Origin of the sequence: Pseudoalteromonas sp. GABNS16E, assembly GCF_028598715.1 — a bacterium.
Taxonomy (GTDB): domain Bacteria; phylum Pseudomonadota; class Gammaproteobacteria; order Enterobacterales; family Alteromonadaceae; genus Pseudoalteromonas; species Pseudoalteromonas atlantica.
On the sequence record NZ_JAQREZ010000009.1, the window covers coordinates 24,861 to 46,630 of the forward strand.

14 protein-coding genes are annotated in these 21,770 nt (G+C 41.2%); 11 read left to right on the forward strand and 3 right to left on the reverse strand.

Translation table 11 applies throughout. From position 1 onward, the window contains the following. Positions 1–251 precede the first annotated feature (251 nt). On the forward strand, positions 252–710 hold the full coding sequence (locus PSI06_RS05705; protein ID WP_004586061.1) for a DoxX family protein: 459 nt from the start codon (positions 252–254) through the stop codon (positions 708–710). 74 nt (positions 711–784) lie between these two features. Here the strand turns inward: PSI06_RS05705 and PSI06_RS05710 are convergent, their stop codons facing one another. Then, positions 785–3,883 (reverse strand): beta-galactosidase, encoded by a 3,099-nt coding sequence (locus tag PSI06_RS05710; RefSeq protein ID WP_273603139.1) that lies wholly within the window; start codon positions 3,881–3,883, stop codon positions 785–787. A 112-nt stretch (positions 3,884–3,995) separates the two neighbouring features. Here PSI06_RS05710 and PSI06_RS05715 point away from each other — a divergent pair, with 112 nt between their 5' ends. Next, positions 3,996–4,823 (forward strand): AraC family transcriptional regulator, encoded by an 828-nt coding sequence (locus PSI06_RS05715; protein ID WP_273603140.1) that lies wholly within the window; start codon positions 3,996–3,998, stop codon positions 4,821–4,823. Positions 4,824–4,828: 5 nt separating this feature from the next. Here the strand turns inward: PSI06_RS05715 and PSI06_RS05720 are convergent, their stop codons facing one another. Continuing rightward, positions 4,829–6,064, reverse strand: a complete 1,236-nt coding sequence (locus PSI06_RS05720; RefSeq protein ID WP_273603141.1) for a TMEM143 family protein — start codon at positions 6,062–6,064, stop codon at positions 4,829–4,831. A gap of 189 nt (positions 6,065–6,253) precedes the next feature. Here PSI06_RS05720 and PSI06_RS05725 point away from each other — a divergent pair, with 189 nt between their 5' ends. The 4 genes from PSI06_RS05725 (at position 6,254) to PSI06_RS05740 (ending at position 12,366) form a co-directional block, all read left to right on the forward strand. Next, a complete protein-coding gene (locus PSI06_RS05725; RefSeq protein ID WP_273603142.1) occupies positions 6,254–6,838 on the forward strand; it encodes a YqaA family protein in 585 nt (194 codons plus the stop codon). Between the two features lie 231 nt (positions 6,839–7,069). After that, positions 7,070–7,969: a GGDEF domain-containing protein gene (locus PSI06_RS05730; protein ID WP_273603143.1), complete on the forward strand. Its 900-nt coding sequence runs from the start codon at positions 7,070–7,072 to the stop codon at positions 7,967–7,969. 153 nt (positions 7,970–8,122) lie between these two features. Further along, positions 8,123–9,484: a hypothetical protein gene (locus PSI06_RS05735; protein ID WP_273603144.1), complete on the forward strand. Its 1,362-nt coding sequence runs from the start codon at positions 8,123–8,125 to the stop codon at positions 9,482–9,484. A gap of 176 nt (positions 9,485–9,660) precedes the next feature. Continuing rightward, positions 9,661–12,366, forward strand: a complete 2,706-nt coding sequence (locus PSI06_RS05740) for a DUF2339 domain-containing protein (RefSeq protein WP_273603145.1) — start codon at positions 9,661–9,663, stop codon at positions 12,364–12,366. A gap of 77 nt (positions 12,367–12,443) precedes the next feature. On the opposite strand, the gene PSI06_RS05745 is transcribed toward PSI06_RS05740, so the two are convergent. Next, the gene (locus PSI06_RS05745) at positions 12,444–15,884 is read right to left on the reverse strand and encodes a PAS domain-containing hybrid sensor histidine kinase/response regulator (RefSeq protein ID WP_273603146.1); all 3,441 of its coding nucleotides are present in this window, start codon (positions 15,882–15,884) and stop codon (positions 12,444–12,446) included. Positions 15,885–16,276: 392 nt separating this feature from the next. On the opposite strand from PSI06_RS05745, the gene PSI06_RS05750 reads away from it, so the two are divergent. The 5 genes from PSI06_RS05750 to PSI06_RS05770 all read left to right on the forward strand — a co-directional run bounded on the left by PSI06_RS05750 (position 16,277) and on the right by PSI06_RS05770 (position 21,732). Further along, entirely contained in the window at positions 16,277–16,540 is a 264-nt protein-coding gene (locus PSI06_RS05750; RefSeq protein WP_004586074.1) for a DUF4212 domain-containing protein, read from the forward strand. 10 nt (positions 16,541–16,550) lie between these two features. Further along, on the forward strand, positions 16,551–18,275 hold the full coding sequence (locus PSI06_RS05755) for a sodium:solute symporter family protein (protein WP_004586075.1): 1,725 nt from the start codon (positions 16,551–16,553) through the stop codon (positions 18,273–18,275). 113 nt (positions 18,276–18,388) lie between these two features. Beyond that, positions 18,389–20,227 (forward strand): DUF294 nucleotidyltransferase-like domain-containing protein, encoded by a 1,839-nt coding sequence (locus tag PSI06_RS05760; protein WP_004586076.1) that lies wholly within the window; start codon positions 18,389–18,391, stop codon positions 20,225–20,227. A gap of 15 nt (positions 20,228–20,242) precedes the next feature. Then, on the forward strand, positions 20,243–20,866 hold the full coding sequence (locus PSI06_RS05765; RefSeq protein ID WP_256845428.1) for a 3'-5' exonuclease: 624 nt from the start codon (positions 20,243–20,245) through the stop codon (positions 20,864–20,866). A 137-nt stretch (positions 20,867–21,003) separates the two neighbouring features. Then, entirely contained in the window at positions 21,004–21,732 is a 729-nt protein-coding gene (locus PSI06_RS05770; RefSeq protein WP_273603147.1) for an SIMPL domain-containing protein, read from the forward strand. The last annotated feature ends 38 nt before the right edge of the window (positions 21,733–21,770 follow it).

Here is a 21,770-nt window from a genome sequence, read left to right on the forward strand (position 1 = left end):
TTTTTTTATACTAGCAGAGCCGGACTATTTAGCTATTAGTTTACTGTTTAATAACGCTTAAAAGTGCGCTATTAAACTAGCTACTGGGGTGTTTATGCCCGCTAAGTACAAAATAGGCGCAACTTAGTTAAGGAATTAAAAACACCATGTTGATAATTTGGCAATAATATTCGTATTAATTGTTTTAAATGATGATAGTAAACTGTACTCATTGGTTACTAGCCTTATTAACAATAAAACAGGATCACACTATGAAATACTTACACTCATTATTAAGCTCTAACGCAGGCATGGCAGCACTTATTTTACGTGTACCCGTTGGTTTAATTTTAGCAGCGCACGGTGCACAAAAATTATTTGCTTGGTTTGGCGGCTACGGCCTTGAAGGCACTGGGCAGTGGATGGCAAGCATTGGCCTTGAGCCTGGCTATTGGCTTGCAATGATGGCAGGCAGCGCTGAATTTTTTGGCGGTATTGCCTTAGCCATTGGTTTATTAACGCGCCCAGCAGCTGTAGTTACGGCGTTTACTATGCTGATTGCGATATTTAGCGTGCACATTAGTCATGGTTTATTTGTAGCAAACAACGGCTATGAGTTCGCACTTACTTTGTTAGTTGCAACGGCTGCACTGGCTATACAAGGGGCAGGTAGCTTATCGGTTGATAACGTAATTGCTAAAAAGTTAGCGAACAAATCGCTGCCTCAGTAGTAATAAATAACAATTCAGTGTTAAAAAAATAGCGGCTAAATTAGCCGCTATTTTTGTATGGATTAAGCGCTGTTTTATTTAGCGCTAAATTTTAAAGAGTAGTTGTATTGCTTTTGCTCTAGTAAATACTCTTTATGGGTACTTGGGCTCCATGAGTCATCGCCGCCAACCCCCATATGTTGATGGTCAATATGTACATGTAAGCAATCATCAGCGACTAGCTCATTAGTGTGTTTTGCTTGCGTTAACATGCTTTGTGAGTACTCGCTGGCGGCAAATAAAAACGCACCAGTTATGTTTAGGTTATTAATGCAAAGTAATTGGCAATCACTACGTACGCCATTATCGGTTGGGAATATATACGGTGTATATAGCTCATTATATTGTGCGCTGTAATACCCTAAGCGCGCAGCCGCTTTACGATCTGGGTAGTTTTCAAATGGGCCTAAACCAAGCCAATTTACTTGTGTATCGCTTGGTTTATTAAGCGTTGTACTTAGTCCTATGCGTGGCATGGGCGGGAGAGTATCGTTTAGTTGTACATCAACATTTAAGCTAATTTCACCGGTATTATTAAGTGTATAAAGCCAAGTTGTTTTTGTTTGTACTACGCCATTAAATTCATAACTAAATACACAGGTAATACGTATATCTACTTTTGATTGCACTACTTCAAACGAGCGACATGTACGCTGCCACTGCCCAATACCTGCTCTTAACCAGCGTGCTTCCCATGCGTTAGGGTCTAGGTTGTCTACTTCGCTTACGCCTATGTCGTTATCAAGCGGGGCGCGGTAAAAATTATCTACCAATGGGCTTTTAATAACTTGGGTTTGATTGTGTAACCATTGCTCAATAAGGCCTGATTGGCTATTAAACACAAGTTTAAAGGTATCGCCTTCAATATTTAGCTGTGTGTTGGTTTCGCTAATATTTAGTGCGCCGTGCGTTGAGGTGTTTGCTATAGCAAGCGAAAATGCATCAGCGCTTAAACTTTGGCTATTTATAAGCTTAAATTGCTCGGTGTTTAATACATGCTCGGCAGTTGCAAAGCTTGAGTCGTTAATCAGTGCAACATCTAAATTAAGGTGATATTGCGCACCTGCTTTAAACATCGTTTTTGTATTAATAGTTAGCGTTTGCGTACTTTGTGGAGAAATATTAATAACTTGCTCGCCTTGCTCTACACATTGGCCATTTTCTATTAACTGCCAAATAAGCTTTTCGTTATCGGTTGCTCTAAATACATAATCGCTAAATACATCAACGGTGTATTGGTTTTGAGTTTGCTCTCGCAGCGTAAATTGTAAATGTTGCTGACTGTATTTAGCTTCAAACAGGCTTGGGTGCGGTGTACGGTCTGGAAATAATAAGCCGTTTATACAAAATTGGCGGTCGTTTAGCTCATCACCAAAGTCGCCACCGTAAGCCCAGTAATGCTTACCGCTTTCGTCTGTTTTAGATAAACCTTGGTCTACCCAATCCCAAATAAAGCCGCCTTGCAAACGCGGGTATTCTCTAAATGCTTGCCAGTAATCGTCAAAGCTACCTAGGCTGTTACCCATTGCATGGGCGTACTCACATAAAATAAGTGGGCGCGTTTCACCCGGTAGGCTTAACCATTTTTTAATAGAGTATTTAGGTACGGCGTCGTCGGCAACATGGGTATCTACACGGGCATACATAGGGCAAATAATATCGGTTGCTGTGGTATTTGCGCCGCCACCTTCGTATTGCACTGGGCGCGATGGGTCAAAGCTTTTAGACCAGCCGTACATCGCATTGTGGTTGGCACCGTGCCCGCACTCATTTCCCAATGACCAAATAATAATAGAGGGATGATTTTTATCGCGCTCAACCATTTGCGCATAGCGCGACATAAATGCGCCAGCCCACTGCGGATCGCTGGCAAGCCTACCCATAGGAAACATACCGTGAGTTTCTATATTGGCTTCATCTACTACGTATAAACCTAGCTCGTCACACAGCTCGTAAAAACGAGGGTGGTTAGGGTAGTGAGCGGTACGTACAGCATTAAAGTTATTTTGCTTCATCAGCTTAATATCTTCAATCATGTCGGTGGTACTCACCGTGTGGCCGTTTTCTGGGTGGTGTTCGTGGCGGTTAACACCGCGAATAAGTAGCGGTTTGCCGTTTAAGCAAAGCTGCCCGTTAAGCATTTCTACTTTTCTAAAGCCAATGTTGTAGGCTTCTACATCTACAGTGTTGCCTTGCTCATCTAGTAAGCTTACAACACAGCGGTATAAGGTCGGGGTTTCAGCTGTCCACTTTTTAGGGTTTTGTATATCAATTGTTTGAAATACGACATCGCTCCAACCGCCTTTTTCATCAACGCGTTTATTGTTAGTGCTTTGTATGTGTGGCTCACACAGTGCTTGTTCACCATCAAAAACCTGTACGGTTACTTGGTAGTTATTTGGCGCATCTATTGCGGTTTTTATATGTAGCGCTGCATCGCGGTAGCAGGCATCTAAATCTGGGGTTATAAATACATCGCGTATTTGGTGCTGCGGTTTAGTAAGTAAATTAACATCGCGAAATATGCCACTTAGCCACCACATGTCTTGATCTTCTAGGTAACTGCCATCGCTCCAGCGAATAACCATAACCGCAATGCGATTAGTACCAGCCACTAACAGTTTGCTTAAATCAAATTCGCTGGGTAAGCGGCTATCTTGCGAGTAGCCCACCCATTGGCCATTACACCAAAGGTGAAACGCCGAGTTTACGCCTTCAAAAATAATATGGTTACGCTGAGCTAATTGATGCGCCGTAACAGTAAACTCAGTGCGGTAGCAACCTGTTGGGTTATCGCTTGGTACAAATGGCGGGTTTACTGCAAAGGGGTATTTAACATTACAGTAAATAGGTTTATCAAAGCCGTGTAGTTGCCAGTTAGAAGGCACTGGAATACTTTGCCAGTCGCTGGCAAGTGTTTCACTAAGTAATGATTCATCAACCGCTTCGGGCTTATCAAATAATTTAAAATCCCACTGGCCGTTTAAACTTTGTTTTTGTGATTGCGTGTTTGTACGGGCATGGTCAACGCTTTTAAAACCATTAAGTGGGCTGTGCGCTTTTACTTGATTAACTTGCACCGAAATTGGGTTTTCCCAATCGCGGCGGTTAATTATGTGCTGTAGTGAGTTCATTCGTGTCCTATTGCATGTGTGGCAATTATAGTGGCTTAAATATAGCTAAAATAATGCGTTGCGGTTATGCTTAAAGCTCTCTTTTATTTATCCAAAACTATCATTTTAAATTATGCGCAACACCATTGTAGATGTACTCGATATTGGCCCAGAGTGTACAGAGCGGTTTATTGATTTAAACACGCTTTCGCAAATGCCAAGCCTTGAAATAGAGCTGGCAGGTTGCTCAAATTTATTGGGTGACTATTGTGTTGCACGTACTAACCCGCTTGAACACACTCTTTTTTATACTTTGGCTGGCCAGGGCTCGCTAAAAACCATTAATAACCAATATACACTTGCCGAAAATAGCTTAGCTATATTGCCTGCAAGGCAACGTTTTGAGGTTAAAATAGCGAGTGAAAAATGGGATGTGATTTGGCTAAACCTTGCAAATACTAAGCGCTGGCAACATTTAAACTTAGCGCACGCTAAGGTATTAACTAATCAGCAATTAGCGCCATTACATTTAGCGATGGAGCTTTTATACAGCGAGGCAAACGCTACTTTGCGCGAAGGCGTAATGCCTATTTTAAGTCACTACTTAAACACTACGTTGCAAAGCGAGCCGCAAATAGGCGGGCATAACCGGTTAACTAGTTTGTTTTTAGAGGTAGAAGAGCGCCTGCAGTTTGATTGGACAATAGACGCCATGTGCGAACAAGTACATTACTCAGCACCGCATTTACATAGGTTATGCCAAGCGCAATTTGGTAAAAGTCCAATGCAGCAGCTTATTTATTTACGTATTAAACGGGCTAAAAACTTGCTACTAAATACCCGCTGGCCGGTTGCCCATATTGCTGCTTATGTGGGGTATCCTAATATATTTAATTTTTCTAAACGGTTTAAAAAATCAGTGGGCGTGTCACCCACTGAGTTTAGAAAAAAGTTGTTTTAAACATTTTAATTATATTGAAAAAGATTATCCCAGCGCTCATCCAAAATAGTTTTTGCATGATCTAAATTTATTGCACTATACACATCGTTAGTGCTGGTTACTAAACGCATCCGAGTGAGCTTTTCAAGCGCATCGCTAATTTCAAAGTCGAGTTCGCATTTATACTTTGTTTTAAACCACGCCTCTATTTGCTCATCAAGCGTCTGTGCGCTTAAGCCACTTTCTGATTTTAATAAAAATGTATAGGCAAGCAGGGCTTCTTTTATGTCTTCTTCTTCGGCGGCGTCTATAAGGGTATGAAAAACACCGGCATTGTTATCTAGATTTTTAAAGTAGAGGTTATCGCTTAGCGCTTTCATAAATTTAATTTTACGGTTTTTAAATTTACTCCACTCTTTAAAAATAAAGCTGCCAAAAACCCCCATTCCAATAGCAAAGGTAATAAAGTGTTGTTGGGTCATTTCTACGGCTTCACTTCTAAAGCCACCCCAAAAAGCAAATAAAGCAAATAACAATAAAATAGATGCGCCAAGCTTAGTAATTAATACCACAGCACCGCCTACTAAAGCCGATGAGCCAATAATCACTTTATCAATAGGGCGCATACGTACTTCGCTATTCGGAAATAGCATTTCAAGGTCGGCTTTGGGTACATTTTGAAACAGCTTAACTATGGTAGAGCTTGGCTCAAACCCTAAAGGCGTTTTATTTTTAGCCTCAAAGTAGGCTTTATCTTTAAAGCGAATAAACACCGCAACGCGGTCGTAATTGGTAAAGTGCAGGGGCTTTTTACGCAAGCCCCAAAAGCTGGTTATGGTTTCAGTAAGTTGTGATTCGCCACGACGATAAAAAACCACTTCTTCAAAGTCGTCAAACTCTACCTCGAGGCGTACTTTAAAAAGGGATTCTTCGTTGAGTGCATCTTGCAGGTCTTGATGGGTGATCACTTCAAAGTTAGCTGCATTAAGTACCTTAGCAAAATCTTTAGCAAATTCGCGTTGGCACTGCGCTTTTTGATCAGCTGATACTGGCGCTAAAGATCGCGTATCGCTATTGGGATCAAAGGGCGCGTAGTTATTTTTGAGCGACTCAAGTGTTGAATGGTAATCGTAATGGATAAGGCTTGCTAATAAATCGCAAAATTGTTTAAACGATGTTTGCTCTGAGTTGTTTGTGAGCTCAGCGCTGCACATATCAACAATATCTTGTTTTCTAAAGGGAATAAAACGTGCACTTTGCATAAATTTTAACTGCTTTGGTAGGTATTTAACTGCATGGGCACATAATAAAATATTCTTATAAATATTGCTAATTTGTTAACAGTTGTGTGGCTGTTAAATCTTTAACTGTTTTCAGCGTGTATTAACGTAAATATGTAAGAATTAACCCATTGAGCAACGGCTTATCATCACAAGCAAAAAAGGATTTACATGGCTATTCAAAAAAAACTAAAAGAAAAAACACGGCACTTTATAGATTCTAAACATATGCTAACAGGCATTACCGTAGCGTCGTTTTTAGAATCTACGATAGTCCCTATTCCGCTTGAAGCAGTGCTTGTGCCTCTTATGCAAGCACGTCGTGAAAAGCTTTGGTTAATAGCGCTTATGGCTACAGCTGGGTGCGTGATTGGTGCTTTATTTGGTTATGCGCTGGGTTATTACCTATTTGACGCTATAGGTGACTGGGTTATTGAAATGTTTTCAAGCCAAGAGCAATTTGAAAATGTTAAGCAGCAAATGCAAAACCAAGGTTTTTGGTTTGTAATGACGCTGGGCATTGTGCCCATTCCGTTTCAAATTGCGATGCTTGCCGCTGGGGCTACGAAATACTCTATTGGTTTGTTTTTATTAGCCTCTGGTATTGCTCGTTCAATTCGCTATTTTAGTTTAGCTGTTGTTGTATATTACGCAGGTAATAAAGCCGAGCAAATAGTCAGTAAACACAAAACTAAAGCGATGATTGCTAGTACTATTTTAATATTGGCTTTATGGGGCCTTAGCACTCTAATATAGTTTTATGCTTAGTTGGTATAGGTAAATAAGCTGCTCAGCGCGACTAAAACTATGTGGGCACTAATGCAAATGTGGGTTTTTAGCTTTGCATTGTATTTGTGTCTGCATTGCTCAACCCTTTTTATTCAAGGTGGTGAAATAACCCAGCAAGTATAGGGTAAGGTAACCTTTTATAACGGTTTTTTCTGGTGTGCTATAGTTTGTTAATAACGCACTAAAAAGCGCCACCCTATGATTGAAACTGTAAAACTTACCGTTAGGCTGTCTAACTTTTATAAAATGAGTTGGATAAACAAGGCGGTAAGTATAGCGTTACTTCTCTATATTATTGTTTTTTCACTTTATACTTTAAATACTTTTCCCTCTTTAGATGTGCAAAATAACGTGTACGGTTTTACTACCGACTTTTGCAACCTTATTGTTATTGTGCTTATATTTTTATTTTGGATAGTGCAGTGCTTTGAGCTTTCAAAACAAGCGTATGTGTTTTCTACATTGGGTTTATTGCTATGGAGTATGGGCACAACGGCCGATGTAATAGATGAATTAGTTGTGCAGCCCTATTGGATGAGTGTTTATTTTGAAGACTTATGCAGAACCATGGTACCGCCTATGGCTTATTTAAAACCATGCGCTTTGTGCAAAGTATTCATAAGTTTAGTGCGCGAACTAATTACTGATGACTTAACACAAGTACATAATAGGCGTTATTTTTATCGGTATGTTAAAACCGCCTCCGCCACGCCTTATGTTATTTTAATTGTTGATATTGATCATTTTAAGGCAATTAATGATGAGTTTGGCCATGATGAAGGTGACTTAGTGCTCCAGCAGCTAGCCACTAAATATAATCGTGTGTTTGTTAATAATGCAGTATTTGCTCGTTTAGGCGGTGAGGAGTTTGGCGGCTATTTGCCTACCGGTAATATAAGCCAAGCGGCTGAATTTTGTGGGCAACTAATAGACATTGCACACAATATTAAAGTTAAACAGGTCAAACAGCTTACCGTAAGTATTGGTATGGAGCTGCAAAGCGCTAACGAGCCCCTCGACAAGGTAATGAAGCGGGCAGACATGGCTTTATACGTTGCTAAAAATAATGGCCGAGATCAATATAAAATAGCCCCTTAAGCTTTCTACGCAAATATCCTTATTATTTGCACATTTATTACACTTTTAAACGTTTTCGTAAAGAACTGTCAGCGAGGGTAATACTTTGTAAACTATGAAATTAAAATGCAGCAAAGAAGTCATAATAGTGATTTTAATAATAAGGAAACTTTAATGACCAACTCTCTGTTGAAAGCTGCTTTACCTCTAAGTTTAATGTCTATTTTAGTTGGTTGTGGCGGCAGCGACGGCTCAAGTGATACAGGCTACGTACAATTATATAACGGCTCATATAACAGCCCATATACGCGTTTATTTGTAGACGAAACTGAGCGCTCAGGCACTGATTTTGCTGATGTAACCACGCGTCATAATTACAGCACCGGCACTTACGATTTAAGCTTTGAATACTTAGATGCAAACGACAGCTACATTACAATTAGCGAACAAGAAGTATCAATCAAAGGTGACAAAACCGAACTAATTGTAATGAGCGGTAACTTTGACGAACCTACGTTCACAGAGCTAAGTGTGCCCATTTCAAGTGATACAGATGAGTTTAACTTAGGTTTTTACAATATCACCAGTGAAGACACTAGCTACGATATTTACCTAGCAACCGATGATGGCGTATTTGAAAGTGCTGAACTATTTACATCAACACAGTATTTAAGTGAACTAGATTTACAAACCCTTGATGAGGGTTACTACACAATTTATATCACTGAGGCGGGTAGCACTGATGTAGTGTATGAGTCGGAGTCGGTTTATTTTTACGATGAAGAAAGCTACGTAGCCATGATCCGCCCAAGCTATGCAACAGAAGAAAACGGTATCACGCTCGATATTGTGACTGACAATAACTATGTTACAGCACTAAAGCACCAATCAGCGTTAGGCCAATTGCGCTTTATAAATACCGTTGACGATTACTCGCCAGTTAGCTTTAGCACGACCCGTGGCACCACAGTTAACGATACTAATACGGTAGCAAGCGATACCTACACCGATTACATTGAGCTTTCGCCAAACAGTTACAGCGTTGCAATGTACGACGAAGAGGGCACTAAGCTTGCCGATAACTTTTTAATGACCCTAGAGCGCGAGCAAAGTGCGGTAGGCGTTTTTTACAACGATGTCGATAATGGTTTACGCATGATGAGTGTTGAGGAAAACCTAACACCTAGCAGCTACAGCCATACTATTTCGGTTGTTAACCTAATTGAAAGCTACGCAGGGCAAACAGTAAGCGAAGTTGACGTGTACTTTACCTTAAATGGTGAAACCGTTGATGATGCCACCAATGTAATTGATGGCTTAGATAGATACGATCAAGAAGAAATTGATGTAGATGATGAAGCTTACACTGTGTATGCCGTATACGAAGATAACGGCCAACAAATAGTGTTAATTCAACAAAGCGATATAGATTTTACCGAAGAAGGTAACTATATCTTAATTTTAGAGCACGATGTGACAACCAGTTCAGGCTTTAAAATGAGTGTAACGCGCACAATTACAGACAGCGTAGAATAAGTAACATGTAACACGTTCTAGAAAGTAAAAGCCCTAAGCATTATTGTTTGGGGCTTTTTTTTGCCTAGCTGTAGCGTGATTTTGTTTACATTAAATAAACCCATATATAAGCAGATTGCTATAACTTTTAAAAATTTTAGGTACACTCATAACATAATAAATAAAAAGAGCGTGCCATGGATGAGTTTTTAGGAATAGTGGGTTTATTTGCATTTGCAATAATGGCCGGTGCTATTTGCGGTATTGTCGCAATTGCACAACTTAGTAATTTAAAGCAAGAAATTACCCAATTAAAAGCAAAAGTACTTAGTTTAGAATTAGCTAACAACGCACAAAGCCACGCTGAAAACGCCGATAAAAGCACCGATTGCTCCACAGCTGAACATGCGGACACGGCCCAAGCAAATAGTAATGAGGCGACTTTTGTTCAAGTTAGTCCTAATCAATCCAAACAGCCAAGTCAGCCTCGTGGGCTGGTAAAAACGCCAGCTTCAGCAATAAAGCCTCCCGCTAATGCTTCTGCCAGTAAACATAAGCAAGGCAGTAAAAATCTCAAACCCACACTTTTAACTTCTTTTTTTGAAAAACTGCGTAGCGACTTTGAACAAAACTGGATGACCTGGATAGGCGCAATCGCATTGGCGCTAGGCGGTATATTTTTAGCAAAGTACAGTTTAGAAGCCGGGTTGCTCTCTCCTGCAATGCGATTAACCCTAGGCGGTTTATTTGGTGGTGGCTTAATTGCAGCCGCAGCTTATATGCATTACAAAAATAGTGTATTTGAAGGGTTTAATAACTATATACCTGCAGCGCTTGCCAGTGGGGGTTTTATTACGTGCTTTGCACTGACCTTATTAGCGTATAGCAGCTATAACATGATCAGCCCTTTAACAGCATTTGTTGTCCTTGGGGTTATTGCCATAAGTGCGAGCGCTATGGCAATAATGCTTGGCCCAGTATTAGCCGTACTAGGTATTATTGGTGCTTATTGTGTCCCCGTGCTGATTAATACCGGCAGCAATAATTTATTTGCGCTTTATATGTACATTGGGTTTGTGAGCTTATCTGCTGCGCTGGTCGCGCATAAAGTACAGCGTGCATGGCTGTGGTATTTACTTTGGGCGGGGCATTTGAGCTGGTATGTTGTTGGCTTTACTTTTGCTAACAGCAGCACCATTTGGCTTATGGGCACGTATGGGCTATTAAGTGTTATTGGTTTAATTGCCGTGCCACGCTTGGGGTTAAAACTTGCGGTGGTTGAAACTCGCCCACATAGTTTAAAGCGCCTAATAAACGCACTCCCTAGTAACCCTTTAATGCTTGCCTGTATTGTCCCTTTGTTACTGGCTATGCTTTTTGATAGTAATAACTACTTACAGTGGCAAATAATAAATGCGTTAAGCATATTAACACTGCTGTTTTTAGTGCTTAAAAATAGCCGCTGGGATTTATGGCAAGGGGTGGCGATGCTAATAGCTATACTCTGGCTATTAAGCACGCCTTCCTATTATGTTGATTATTCTGACTCGCTATTTATATTTAGGCACCAATATGGTGGCGCTATATTTTTAGGGTTAGCGCTCAGCGTATATGGGCTTTATTTTGGTATAAAGTGGCAACCTAAACGATTGGCTTTTCACATTACTGCCTCGTTTAGCGTATTTATAATGATTGCCACCTTATACGCTATAATCCCAAACCATGCGTTGGCCACAGCCTATCCATTGTGGGCAGTGATACTACTTACAAGTAGCGCCATTTTAATTAAGTGCGCAATAGGTGGCGCAACGCTTTTTCAGCGCTTTACATATTGGGTGGGGGCAAATGCCAACATCACGCTTGCTATCACTATGTTATTAAATGACAGCGGGCTAACCATTGCACTGGCTATTCAAGTTTTACTTATTAGCGTGTTAATAAACCGCTATCGGGTGCCTATGCCACATTGGCCAATTAAAGCGTTGGTGGCTGCATTACTACTTCGCCTAACACTGTCACCGTGGACCCCAAGTTACGAGGCGCTTAGTGTATTGGGTGTACACTGGAGCTTAGTAGTTTATCCTTTGTGTGTGGTGTTATTTTACACTGCAGCCAAATGCTTTAACGCATCGCAGTTAAAAGTTTGGCTTGAAGGCGCAGCGCTGCATTGCTTGGCGTTATTTATTACCACCGAAACCAGCTATCAACTGGTAGGGCATTATCCGCAGTTTGATTCTTTGAGCTTTTACGAACAAGCTTTACTCACCTGTAATTGGCTTGCGCTGGGTTGTGTATATTTACACCGTGCTCGTATTGCCGGTAGCTTAGCTAAATTATACCATGTGGCAGGCATGGCATTAGCAGGTGCTGCGGGTTTTACTGCACTGAGTATCTTACTAAACGCTAACCCATTTTTAAGCTCTATTTATATTGGCGAATATTTTGTATTTAATTGGCTATTTTTGCTTTGGTTAGTGCCTTCGGGTCTCGTGCTTTGGCTTTATACGTTAATTAAGCCGCTGTATACAAAAGCTGCGCCATCTATACTCACAGTAGCGGGTGTATTGAGTGTGTTGGCAATTAATGGCTTTATACGCCAATACTGGCAAGGCCCTTATATTTACATATCAACAGGTGCAAGCAACGCAGAGCTTTATAGCTACTCGGTTATTTGGCTCGTGTTAGGGGCTATTACTGTGGTGCTAGGGCATTTAAAAAATCAGCTATTAATCCAAAAAATAGGCTTAGGAGTATTAGCCGCCGTTATTTTAAAAGTGTTCTTGGTGGATATGGCTAATTTAACGGGGCTTTTAAAAGCGCTGTCGTTTATTGGTTTGGGTTTATCACTAGTGGGGCTAAGCTGGTTGTTTCAAAAGCTTAGAAGCCTCGTAAAACAAGCATAATCGTAGCTATAAGCTATAAGCTATAAACCAAAGCCCAGCAATTTGTTGGGCTTTGGTTTTACACTGTTGAGCAGAGCCTAAGTACTGTGATTAAGTAGTGCTTTTAGCTTACCTGGCTTAATAGGCTTACTTAAATAATGAATATTAGCCGCTTTGGTTTCTTGTTTAAGCTCGGTGTCGCGTACGGCGGTAATAAGTATGGCGGGCACCTCGCTTTGCCATGTATCACGCAGTGTTTTTATAAGCGAAATACCATCGCAATCATTACCTAATTGGTAATCCATTAAAATTACATCGGGCGCTGTGCGCTGTTTAGCGTGCGCGAGTACTTTATTTACATCGTCAAACAAGGTGTAATTGGCTTGCCACTTTTTAAGTAAACTGGCCATTGCTGCTAGGTTTTCGGGGTCATCGTCTACCGCGACTATGTTAATCGCGGCGCGGTTTTCTACTAAACTGCTGGCCGTTGCCTTTTGTTGTACAAACTGCGCATCGCCATAGGGGACTTCAATACTAAAGCGGCTGCCTTTACCGGGCTCTGAGTGCACATCAAGCTCTAAGCTAAGTAAATCGGCCATACGTTTTACAACGCCAAGCCCTAAACCAACGCCTTTGTTATCACCGGCTTCTATACGGTAAAAGTCGTTAAATATTTTAGCTTGTTCTATTTGGCTAATACCTGGGCCGGTGTCCCATACTTCTATACGTAAATTATGTTTACGGTTTCTGCACGCTATTAATACTCGCCCTGTTTCAGTGTATTTAACCGCATTAGACACTAAGTTTTGTATAATTCGGCGCAAGTAGGTAATGTCGCTATGCACAATTTGTGCGTTTGAACGCACGGTTAGTTTTAAGCCTTTATCGCTTGATAAAATAGCGTACTCGCTTTGCAGTGGCATAAGTATATCGTTTATACAAAAGTGCCGAGGGGTTGGGGTCATTGCGCCTTGCTCTAACTTGGCAATTTCTAGTAAGGCCGACATTAAATGCACGGTTGAGTCTAAACTGTGGCCAAGCTTATTAAAGCTATTTTGGTTAGTTGTATCAAGCTGCTTTTCATCAATGGCTGCAAGGTATAAACGTGCTGCGTTAAGAGGCTGTAAAATATCGTGGCTAGCCAGTGCTAAAAATCGCGTTTTACTGTCGTTGGCTTGCTCTGCTTCGCGCTTGGCTAAAGTAAGTGCTTGCTCTGTTTTTACTCGGCTATCTATTTGTGCTTGTAAGTCTTTATTAATGGTTTGCACTTCTTGGGTTCGCGCTTCAATGCGGTTTTCAAGATCCATGTTAATTTCTTCAAGCGCATTTTGCGTACTTATATGGTTTGTAATGTCTGAAAAACTCGTTACAAAGCCGCCATCGGGTAGGGGGTTACCTATCATTTCGTACACTTGGCCGTTTCTGCGGTGGCGAATAAAGTGATGCGAGCTACCATTTTTTAAATGCTGAACGCGTTTTTCTACTTGGCGCTCTATTTCGCCTGGGCCACATTCACCGCGTACTGCGTTGTACCTTATTATATCTTCAATGGGTTGCCCCACTTCTAAAAAGCCGTCAGGGTAGCCAAACATTTGGCTGTAGCGCTTATTCCATGCCACCAGTTTTAAATCTTTATCGACCACCGAAATACCATGGCTTAAGTTTTCGAGCGAGGTATACAAAAGGTTTTGGTTAAACTGCAGTGCTTGTGTGGTTTCGTCAAAAAAGTTAACCACCTCTTCAAAGGCCATACGTTTACCCGATGAAACCGTACGGATTAGCGCCTGCGCCGAAGACGCCCCTAACACCCCAGTTAACGCACGTTCGCAGTAGGCTATAAATTCGGGCTCGGGGTGGGCATTATTGTCACTTAGCTGGTGCGAAAGTGAAAAGTGCGCCAGTACTTGTTGGCTACGCTGAATACCTAAAAAGGTTTGCAGTAGTATTTTAAAGTCGTAAACCGTGGCTTTAACATTTTTGTTTAAGCGGCGCGATAAAATAGCCTGATCTTTAGGGTTAACAAATGCGGCAGCCTGAATTTTATCTATCAAGCGCTCTTCTGCCCCTAACGAAAAGCTAATATAACAACCAATGTTAGCAAATAAGGCAATCAGAGTGCCGCGTGTAATAAGGGTTTGCTGAAGCTCGCTATCAAGGGCACTGCCGGCATCTAAAATTGGCATCATTAAAAATAATACCCAACAAATAAAACCCGCTAATAGCCCCGCATATACACCATAAGCATGGCCTTTTCGCCAGTAAAGCCCGCCCACAATAGCTGGGAGCAGCTGCGTTACTAACGAAAAAGCCACCAGCCCCATGCTGGCCAGCGCACTACCATGGCCAAACCATTGCTGATAAAAATAAGCCAATATAAGTATGCCGGCTATGGTAAAGCGCCTGACTAATAAAATTTGCGATTTATAACTGCTGGTAATTAAGTTGCGCTTAAATTTACGGCGTAGTAGAAGCGGCAGCACTACATCGTTAGAGATCATGGTGCTAAGCGTAAGTGTGGCCACCACTATCATAGCGGTGGCTGCAGAAAGCCCGCCAATAAATACAAAGGTACTTAAAAAAGCTTGGTCGTGAATAAGCGGTAGCGCTAATACAAAGCTGTCGGGTGAAAAACTGCTACCAATACTTGGGTGAATTGCGGCAGTAGCAATAGGAATTATCATCGCGGCGGTGAGTAATAAATACAGCGGAAAAGCCCAGCGAGCAGTAAATAAATGGCGTTTGTCTTGGTTATCTACCACGGTGACATGAAATTGTCGTGGTAAACAAATTATGGCCGCGGCAGCCATAAGTGACTGGCCAATAAAGTTAAAACTAAAAAAGTTAAAGTTGCCCCAGTGTTGCCAAATCGACTCTGTGACTTTGTCGCCGCTAAGGGTGGGTAAATTAAATAAGGTGTACAAGGCTAAGCCAGCGACGGCAATAAGCGCAATGAGCTTTATCATTGACTCAAAGGCGACTGCTAGCATAAGCCCAGAGCGGTACTCGGTAACATCTACCTTACGGGTACCAAAAAATATTGCAAACAGCGCCATAATTAACGTGGCGGTGAGGGTAAGCATTTCGCCAGATATTTGATTGCTGTTTTGCAAAAGCAAAAAGCTGGTACTGAGTGCTTTTAACTGCAGCGCAATATAGGGAATGGTAGCAAGTAGGGCAATAACAGTGACCAGTATTGCACTAGTTTGACGTTTACCGTAGCGGGCAGAAATAAAATCGGCAATGGTGGTAATGTTTTGTTTTTTACTTACTAATACCAGTTTGCGTAAAAAGCCTTGGCCAAAAAAGAACAACAATGAAGGCCCCAATAAAATGGGTAAATAGCTCCAACTACTTGTGGCGGCGGTACCAACCGAACCATAGTACGTCCACGAGGTACAATAAATCCCTAACGATAACGAATACACAAAAGGATGATGGCTAATCCGTTTAGCAAGTGGTGTTGTTTTATCGCCCCAATTAGCAAGCCAAAACAGCACCCCAATATAGCCTAATGCTACAAAAATCAGTACAGCAGTCATGTTGTTATTAAACCTTATTATTTATACCCACACACAATACCAGAGATAACTTTAAGTGTGCGTGCACAATTTTATGCAAAATATTAACGTTGTTTTTATTATGTTGATTTTAAATGATTATTTTTATTTCTGGTGATTTATTAGACTAATGTCGCATTTTTACACAAAGCCACTTAAATTTTGCCGTTAACGCCCTTTGGTAAAAGCTAACTTACTGAAAATTATGTGTAATTGTATTTTTAAATACAATTACATTTGCAGTTTACGTAAACGTTAACAGGCTGTTACGACTATGGTCTCACTTCACTCTTCACGCCGCGTTGCTAAATTAATAACCGACTATAAAAAAACCACTCATTGCAATTATGCAATGCTTAAAGGGGAAAATAAAAATGGCTTTTAAAGATGAAGAACAAGCAAAAGCTTATTGGGCAGAAAACATTTCATTACTGTTTAAGTTACTAGCAGTGTGGTTTGTGGTCTCATTTGGCTTTGGCATATTACTGGTAGATGTACTGAATGAAGTACGTTTTTTTGGGTTTAAACTTGGCTTCTGGTTTTCACAACAGGGCGCTATTTACACCTTTGTAGCTTTGATTTTTGTTTACGTTTTCAAAATGAACACGTTAGATAAAAAATACGGCGTAGACGAATAGGAGCTAGGTAATGGATGTTCAAACACTCACATTTATAATTGTTGGTTTAAGTTTTGCGCTTTATATCGGCATTGCAATTTGGGCGCGTGCAGGCTCTACAAATGAGTTTTACGTGGCAGGGGGCGGCGTACCTCCGCTTGCCAATGGTATGGCAACCGCAGCCGATTGGATGAGCGCAGCGTCGTTTATTTCAATGGCGGGTATTATTTCGTTTGCAGGTTACGATGGCGGTGTTTACTTAATGGGGTGGACTGGCGGCTATGTATTACTCGCTATGTGTTTAGCGCCTTACTTACGTAAATTTGGCAAATTCACTGTACCTGACTTTATAGGCGATCGTTACTACTCACAAACAGCACGTGTTGTTGCTATTTTGTGTGCAATCTTTATTTGTTTTACTTACATTGCTGGACAAATGCGTGGCGTAGGCGTGGTATTTTCGCGCTTTTTAGAAGTAGAAATTGAAACCGGTGTTTACATTGGAATGGTGATTGTATTCTTTTATGCGGTACTTGGCGGCATGAAAGGCATTACCTACACGCAAGTAGCGCAGTACTGTGTGCTTGTGTTTGCCTATCTTGTGCCCGCTATCTTTATTTCAATGATGATGACAGGCCACTTCTTCCCGCAAACCGGCTTTGGTGCCACATTGAGTGATGGCTCAGGCATGTATGTACTTGATAAGCTAGACGGGTTAAGCGCAGAGCTGGGCTTTGCACAATATACCGAAGGCTCTAAAAGCATGATTGACGTATTTGCTATTACCGGCGCTTTAATGGTGGGTACTGCAGGTTTACCGCATGTAATTGTTCGCTTTTTCACTGTACCACGCGTTAAAGATACCCGTATTTCAGCAGCGTGGACACTGGTATTTATTGCTATTGTTTACACTACTGCACCGGCGGTTGCCTCGTTTGCACGTGTAAACATGATTGACACCATTAACGGTAAAGATGGTAGCGGTACAGAGTACGCTCAAGCACCAGCGTGGATCAAAAACTGGGAACGCACGGGTTTAATTACCTTTAATGATAAAAACGGCGACGGCAAAATGTTTTACACCGCCGGCAAGGTAGAAGACCCAACAAGCGCAAACGAAGTAAAAGTAGACCGCGATATTATGGTACTGGCTAACCCTGAAATTGCTGATTTACCAGCATGGGTAATCGCATTAGTTGCGGCCGGTGGTATCGCTGCTGCGCTTTCAACCACAGCGGGGTTATTGCTGGTTATTTCGACCTCAGTGTCACACGATTTACTTAAACGCACCCTTAAACCCGACATAAGTGATAAACAAGAGCTACTAGCTGCTCGCTTAGCCGCGATGATTGCCATTGTTATATCGGCTTACTTTGGGATTAACCCGCCTGGGTTTGTTGCATCGGTGGTCGCCTTTGCCTTTGGTTTAGCGGCGGCGAGTTTCTTCCCGGCAATTATTATGGGGATATTCTCTAAAACAATGAATAAAGAAGGCGCAATTGCTGGCATGGTGACCGGTATAGGCTTTACCGCTGCGTATATTATCTTCTTTAAATTTGTAAGCCCTGAGCTTAATAGCCCAGAAAATTGGTTCTTAGGTATTTCGCCCGAAGGAATTGGCTTAGTGGGAATGATAATTAATTTTGTGGTTGCTGCAACCGTACTTAAATTAACAAAATCGACACCGCTTGAAATACAACAAATGGTGGAAGGTATTCGTAATCCTAAAGGGTCAGGTGAAGCACACGCACATTAATGCGCTAAGCCTACTTAAAAATAAAGCACCAAAAGCCCGACTTTAGTCGGGCTTTTTATTTGTTCAAATAATGAGTACATTAGGTTTTGTGTATACTTTTTAAGAGTACAGCAATGAGTGTAGAGCAGCAGGAAGTTGCCCAGTTTGTGTGTATGCAGGCGCCATTTAGCATGCTACACGACAGTGCGTGTGAGTATTTTGTAAGCCATATTGATAGTGTTTATTTAACCCGAGAAAACCAAGCGCAGTGGCTGCAAACGCAAACCCCAAAGCTTTTTTTAATTCGCTCTGGTTTATACGACCTAGTGGATGCAAAAGGCGATGTAGTGAAGCGTTTAGCGCAGGGAGATTACTTTGGCTATCCTTCTTTGTTAACCGGAGAGGCGATTCAAAATAGGTTACAGGTACAAAAAGAGGGCATAGTGTATATGCTTGCGCAAACGCATTTTGACTTTTTACGTCATCAATACAAACCGTTTGAGCAATATTTTGTACGCGCGCACGCCAATCGTTTACTTTCATCACATTATAAAAGTAAAAACGATAGCTGGTCTGAGCGCAGAATATCTGAGCTGATGACCCGCACCGCCATAACCTTAGCCCCCGATGCCAGTATTAGGCAAACCGCTAAAAAAATGAAAAAACACGGTGTATCGTCAATTATGATCACCGAACACGCCATTTTAGTGGGCGTAGTGACCGACCGCGACTTACGTAACCGTGTACTGGCCGACGAGGTAGACCCACAAGATGCGGTTAGCAGCATAATGAGTGCAAAGCCTAAATTTATATTCGAAAACAATCGGGTGTTTTCTGCTTTGCATTTAATGCTTAAATACAATATTCATCATTTACCTGTACTTGATGAAAACCATAAGCCTTTGGGTATGCTTACCAGTACCGATTTACTTCGCCAGCAAAAAAGCGATCCTGTGCAGCTTATTGGCCGCATTTATAAAGCCCACAGCATTGCCGATTTAAAACGTTATGCGGGCGAAATCCCTGAGTTACTGCGAAGTTTTTCGTACAACATAGAAGACATATCGCTAATTGGTAAACTGCTCAGCGGCTTAACCGATGCACTTACCTCGCGTCTTATTCATTTATTTCAAGAAGAAAATGGCGCAGCGCCCACCAGTTTTTGCTTTATATGTTTTGGCTCGCAAGCACGCGAAGAGCAAACCCTACATTCAGATCAAGACAACGGCTTATTACTCCCAGATGATTTAAGCGAGCAACACCAAGCTTACTTTAAACACATGGGGGAGTTTGTATGTGAGCAGTTAGTAGAATGTGGCATTAGGCGTTGCCCCGGAAATATAATGGCCAGCAGCGATGAATGCAGAATGAGTGTAAGCCAGTGGTGCGAGCGCTTTTTTAAATGGATAAAAAGCCCAACCCCAAGCGCCATGCTTAACTGCAAAATATTTTTTGATTTGCGCTTTATAGAAGGCTCCAATGCCCTATACAGCGGCTTTTGTGAGCAGTTAAACAGAATATCGCGCGATGAGTTATTTTATGCTGCTATGGCAACCGATATAAGAGCCAGCTCAGTGCCTATTGGCTTGTTTAATAAACTTAAAACGCAAAAAAATGATAATAATCATAAATACATTGATTTAAAAAAACGTGGTGTGGTGATCATTAACGACATAGTGCGTTTATATGCGTTAAAAGCAGGTATAAAACGCGCCAATACCCAAGAGCGCTTAGATGCTTTACTTAAGCATTCACTGCTAAATAAAGACGATATTTATAATTTAAAAGATTGCTGGCGATTTTTAACTCAGTTGCGTTTTAGTACGCAAATAAACGAAGAAGGTTTGCCAAGTAACTGCATAAACCCCGATAAATTAAGTTCATTAGAGCGTCATCAGCTTAAAGAGGCTTTTTATTTAGTAAAACAAGCGCAGCAAGCCGCGGCGTTTAAATTTGCCCGTGGCAGTTTGTAACAAGAGGTAAGCGCTGTGGTAAAAAAATGGCTCAGTAAGTATATAAAAAGGCGTAATCTTTTAAGTCAAAATGCGTTAACGCAACGCTATTTAGTGATTGATTTAGAGCTTACTGGGCTTGATGTAAACCAGCATGAAATTGTCTCAGTAGCCTGGGTAAAAATAGATAACCAATGTATAAAAATGAGTGAGTCTCAGCATTTAATTAATAAAAACGTTAAACGCTTAGACCAAAGCCCTGTTTTTCACGGCATTGTGGAAGACACCGTTGCTAAAGGACAAAGCCTGCACACTATCTTAACGCAGCTAAGCCGTGATTTTAGTGACCATATTTTGGTTTTTCATAACGCCATACTGGATTGGGGGTTTTTAAAAGCAGCCCTTAAAGGTTCCAATATAAACGCACAACCTAAGTTGATACTCGACACCCTCCACATAGAAAAAAAGCGCCTTATTTGTCAAGGTGCAGAAATAAAACAAGATGATTTAACCCTAAGTGCGTGTCGCAAACGTTATGAGTTACCAAGCTATCATTGCCATAACGCACTTACAGACGCACAGGCCACCGCCGAATTACTACTAGCCCAGTGCTACCAAATAAACCGCGGTAAAGAGCTAAAAGTGGGTGAGTTAACCTAGGTTGGCTGTAGGCGCGGCTTTATGCCGCGCGAGGTAAACTCTGCTTACAATAAAGGGCAGTTTTCTTTTATTTTTACATGTATGATTATAGGTACGGTTACATAATCATTATTTAACTAACTACTTTAAGGAACGACGTGAAACTCATTACCGCTATTGCTCTACTCTTTTTGCCACTCATCGCTTTTGCTAATTCGAGCTTACCTGCCAATCGTCATATCTCAGTGCAAGGCACTGCTGAGGTATTAGTTGAGCCTGACATGGCTAAAATACTATTTAAGGTGAATAGTGTTAAAAATGAGCCGAAAGCCGCCAATAACGCGCTTGAGAATAAAGTGAAGTTATTAATCGATGGGCTCAATCAATTTGAAATAAGCGCCGATGACGTAGTTGCCTCAAACGTTAAAATTGAAAAAACAGGAATGGATTATATTGAAACAGGGCATCAGGCCCTTAGCGAATACGCAGCGATAAGAACGTTTGAAGTAACGCTAAACAGTATTGAGCGTGTGAGCGATTTAACCGATTTTTTATTGAACCAAGAAGTAAATGCCATTCAAAATATTGAGTTTTTATCTTCAAAGTTTGAGCAATTACAAGCGCAAGCCACACAGTTAGCAATTGAAGATGCAAAAATAAAAGCGGATTTACTTGCTGATTCATTCAATGCAAAAGTAGGTGAAGTACGCACTATTCGCTCAACTAAAAACAACTATGACAGTGGTTTTAGTACAGCCATAACCAAGATGCACAGGGCGCAGCAAGATGATAATTCTTTTCCTCAAATACGTAGTAACGATTTACAGGCAACAATAAGCTTTAAATCATCCATAAACGTGGTGTTTGATTTAGAGATAACTGATTAAATTAATAATTTCATTTCAAATACATGTTCGTACTGTAA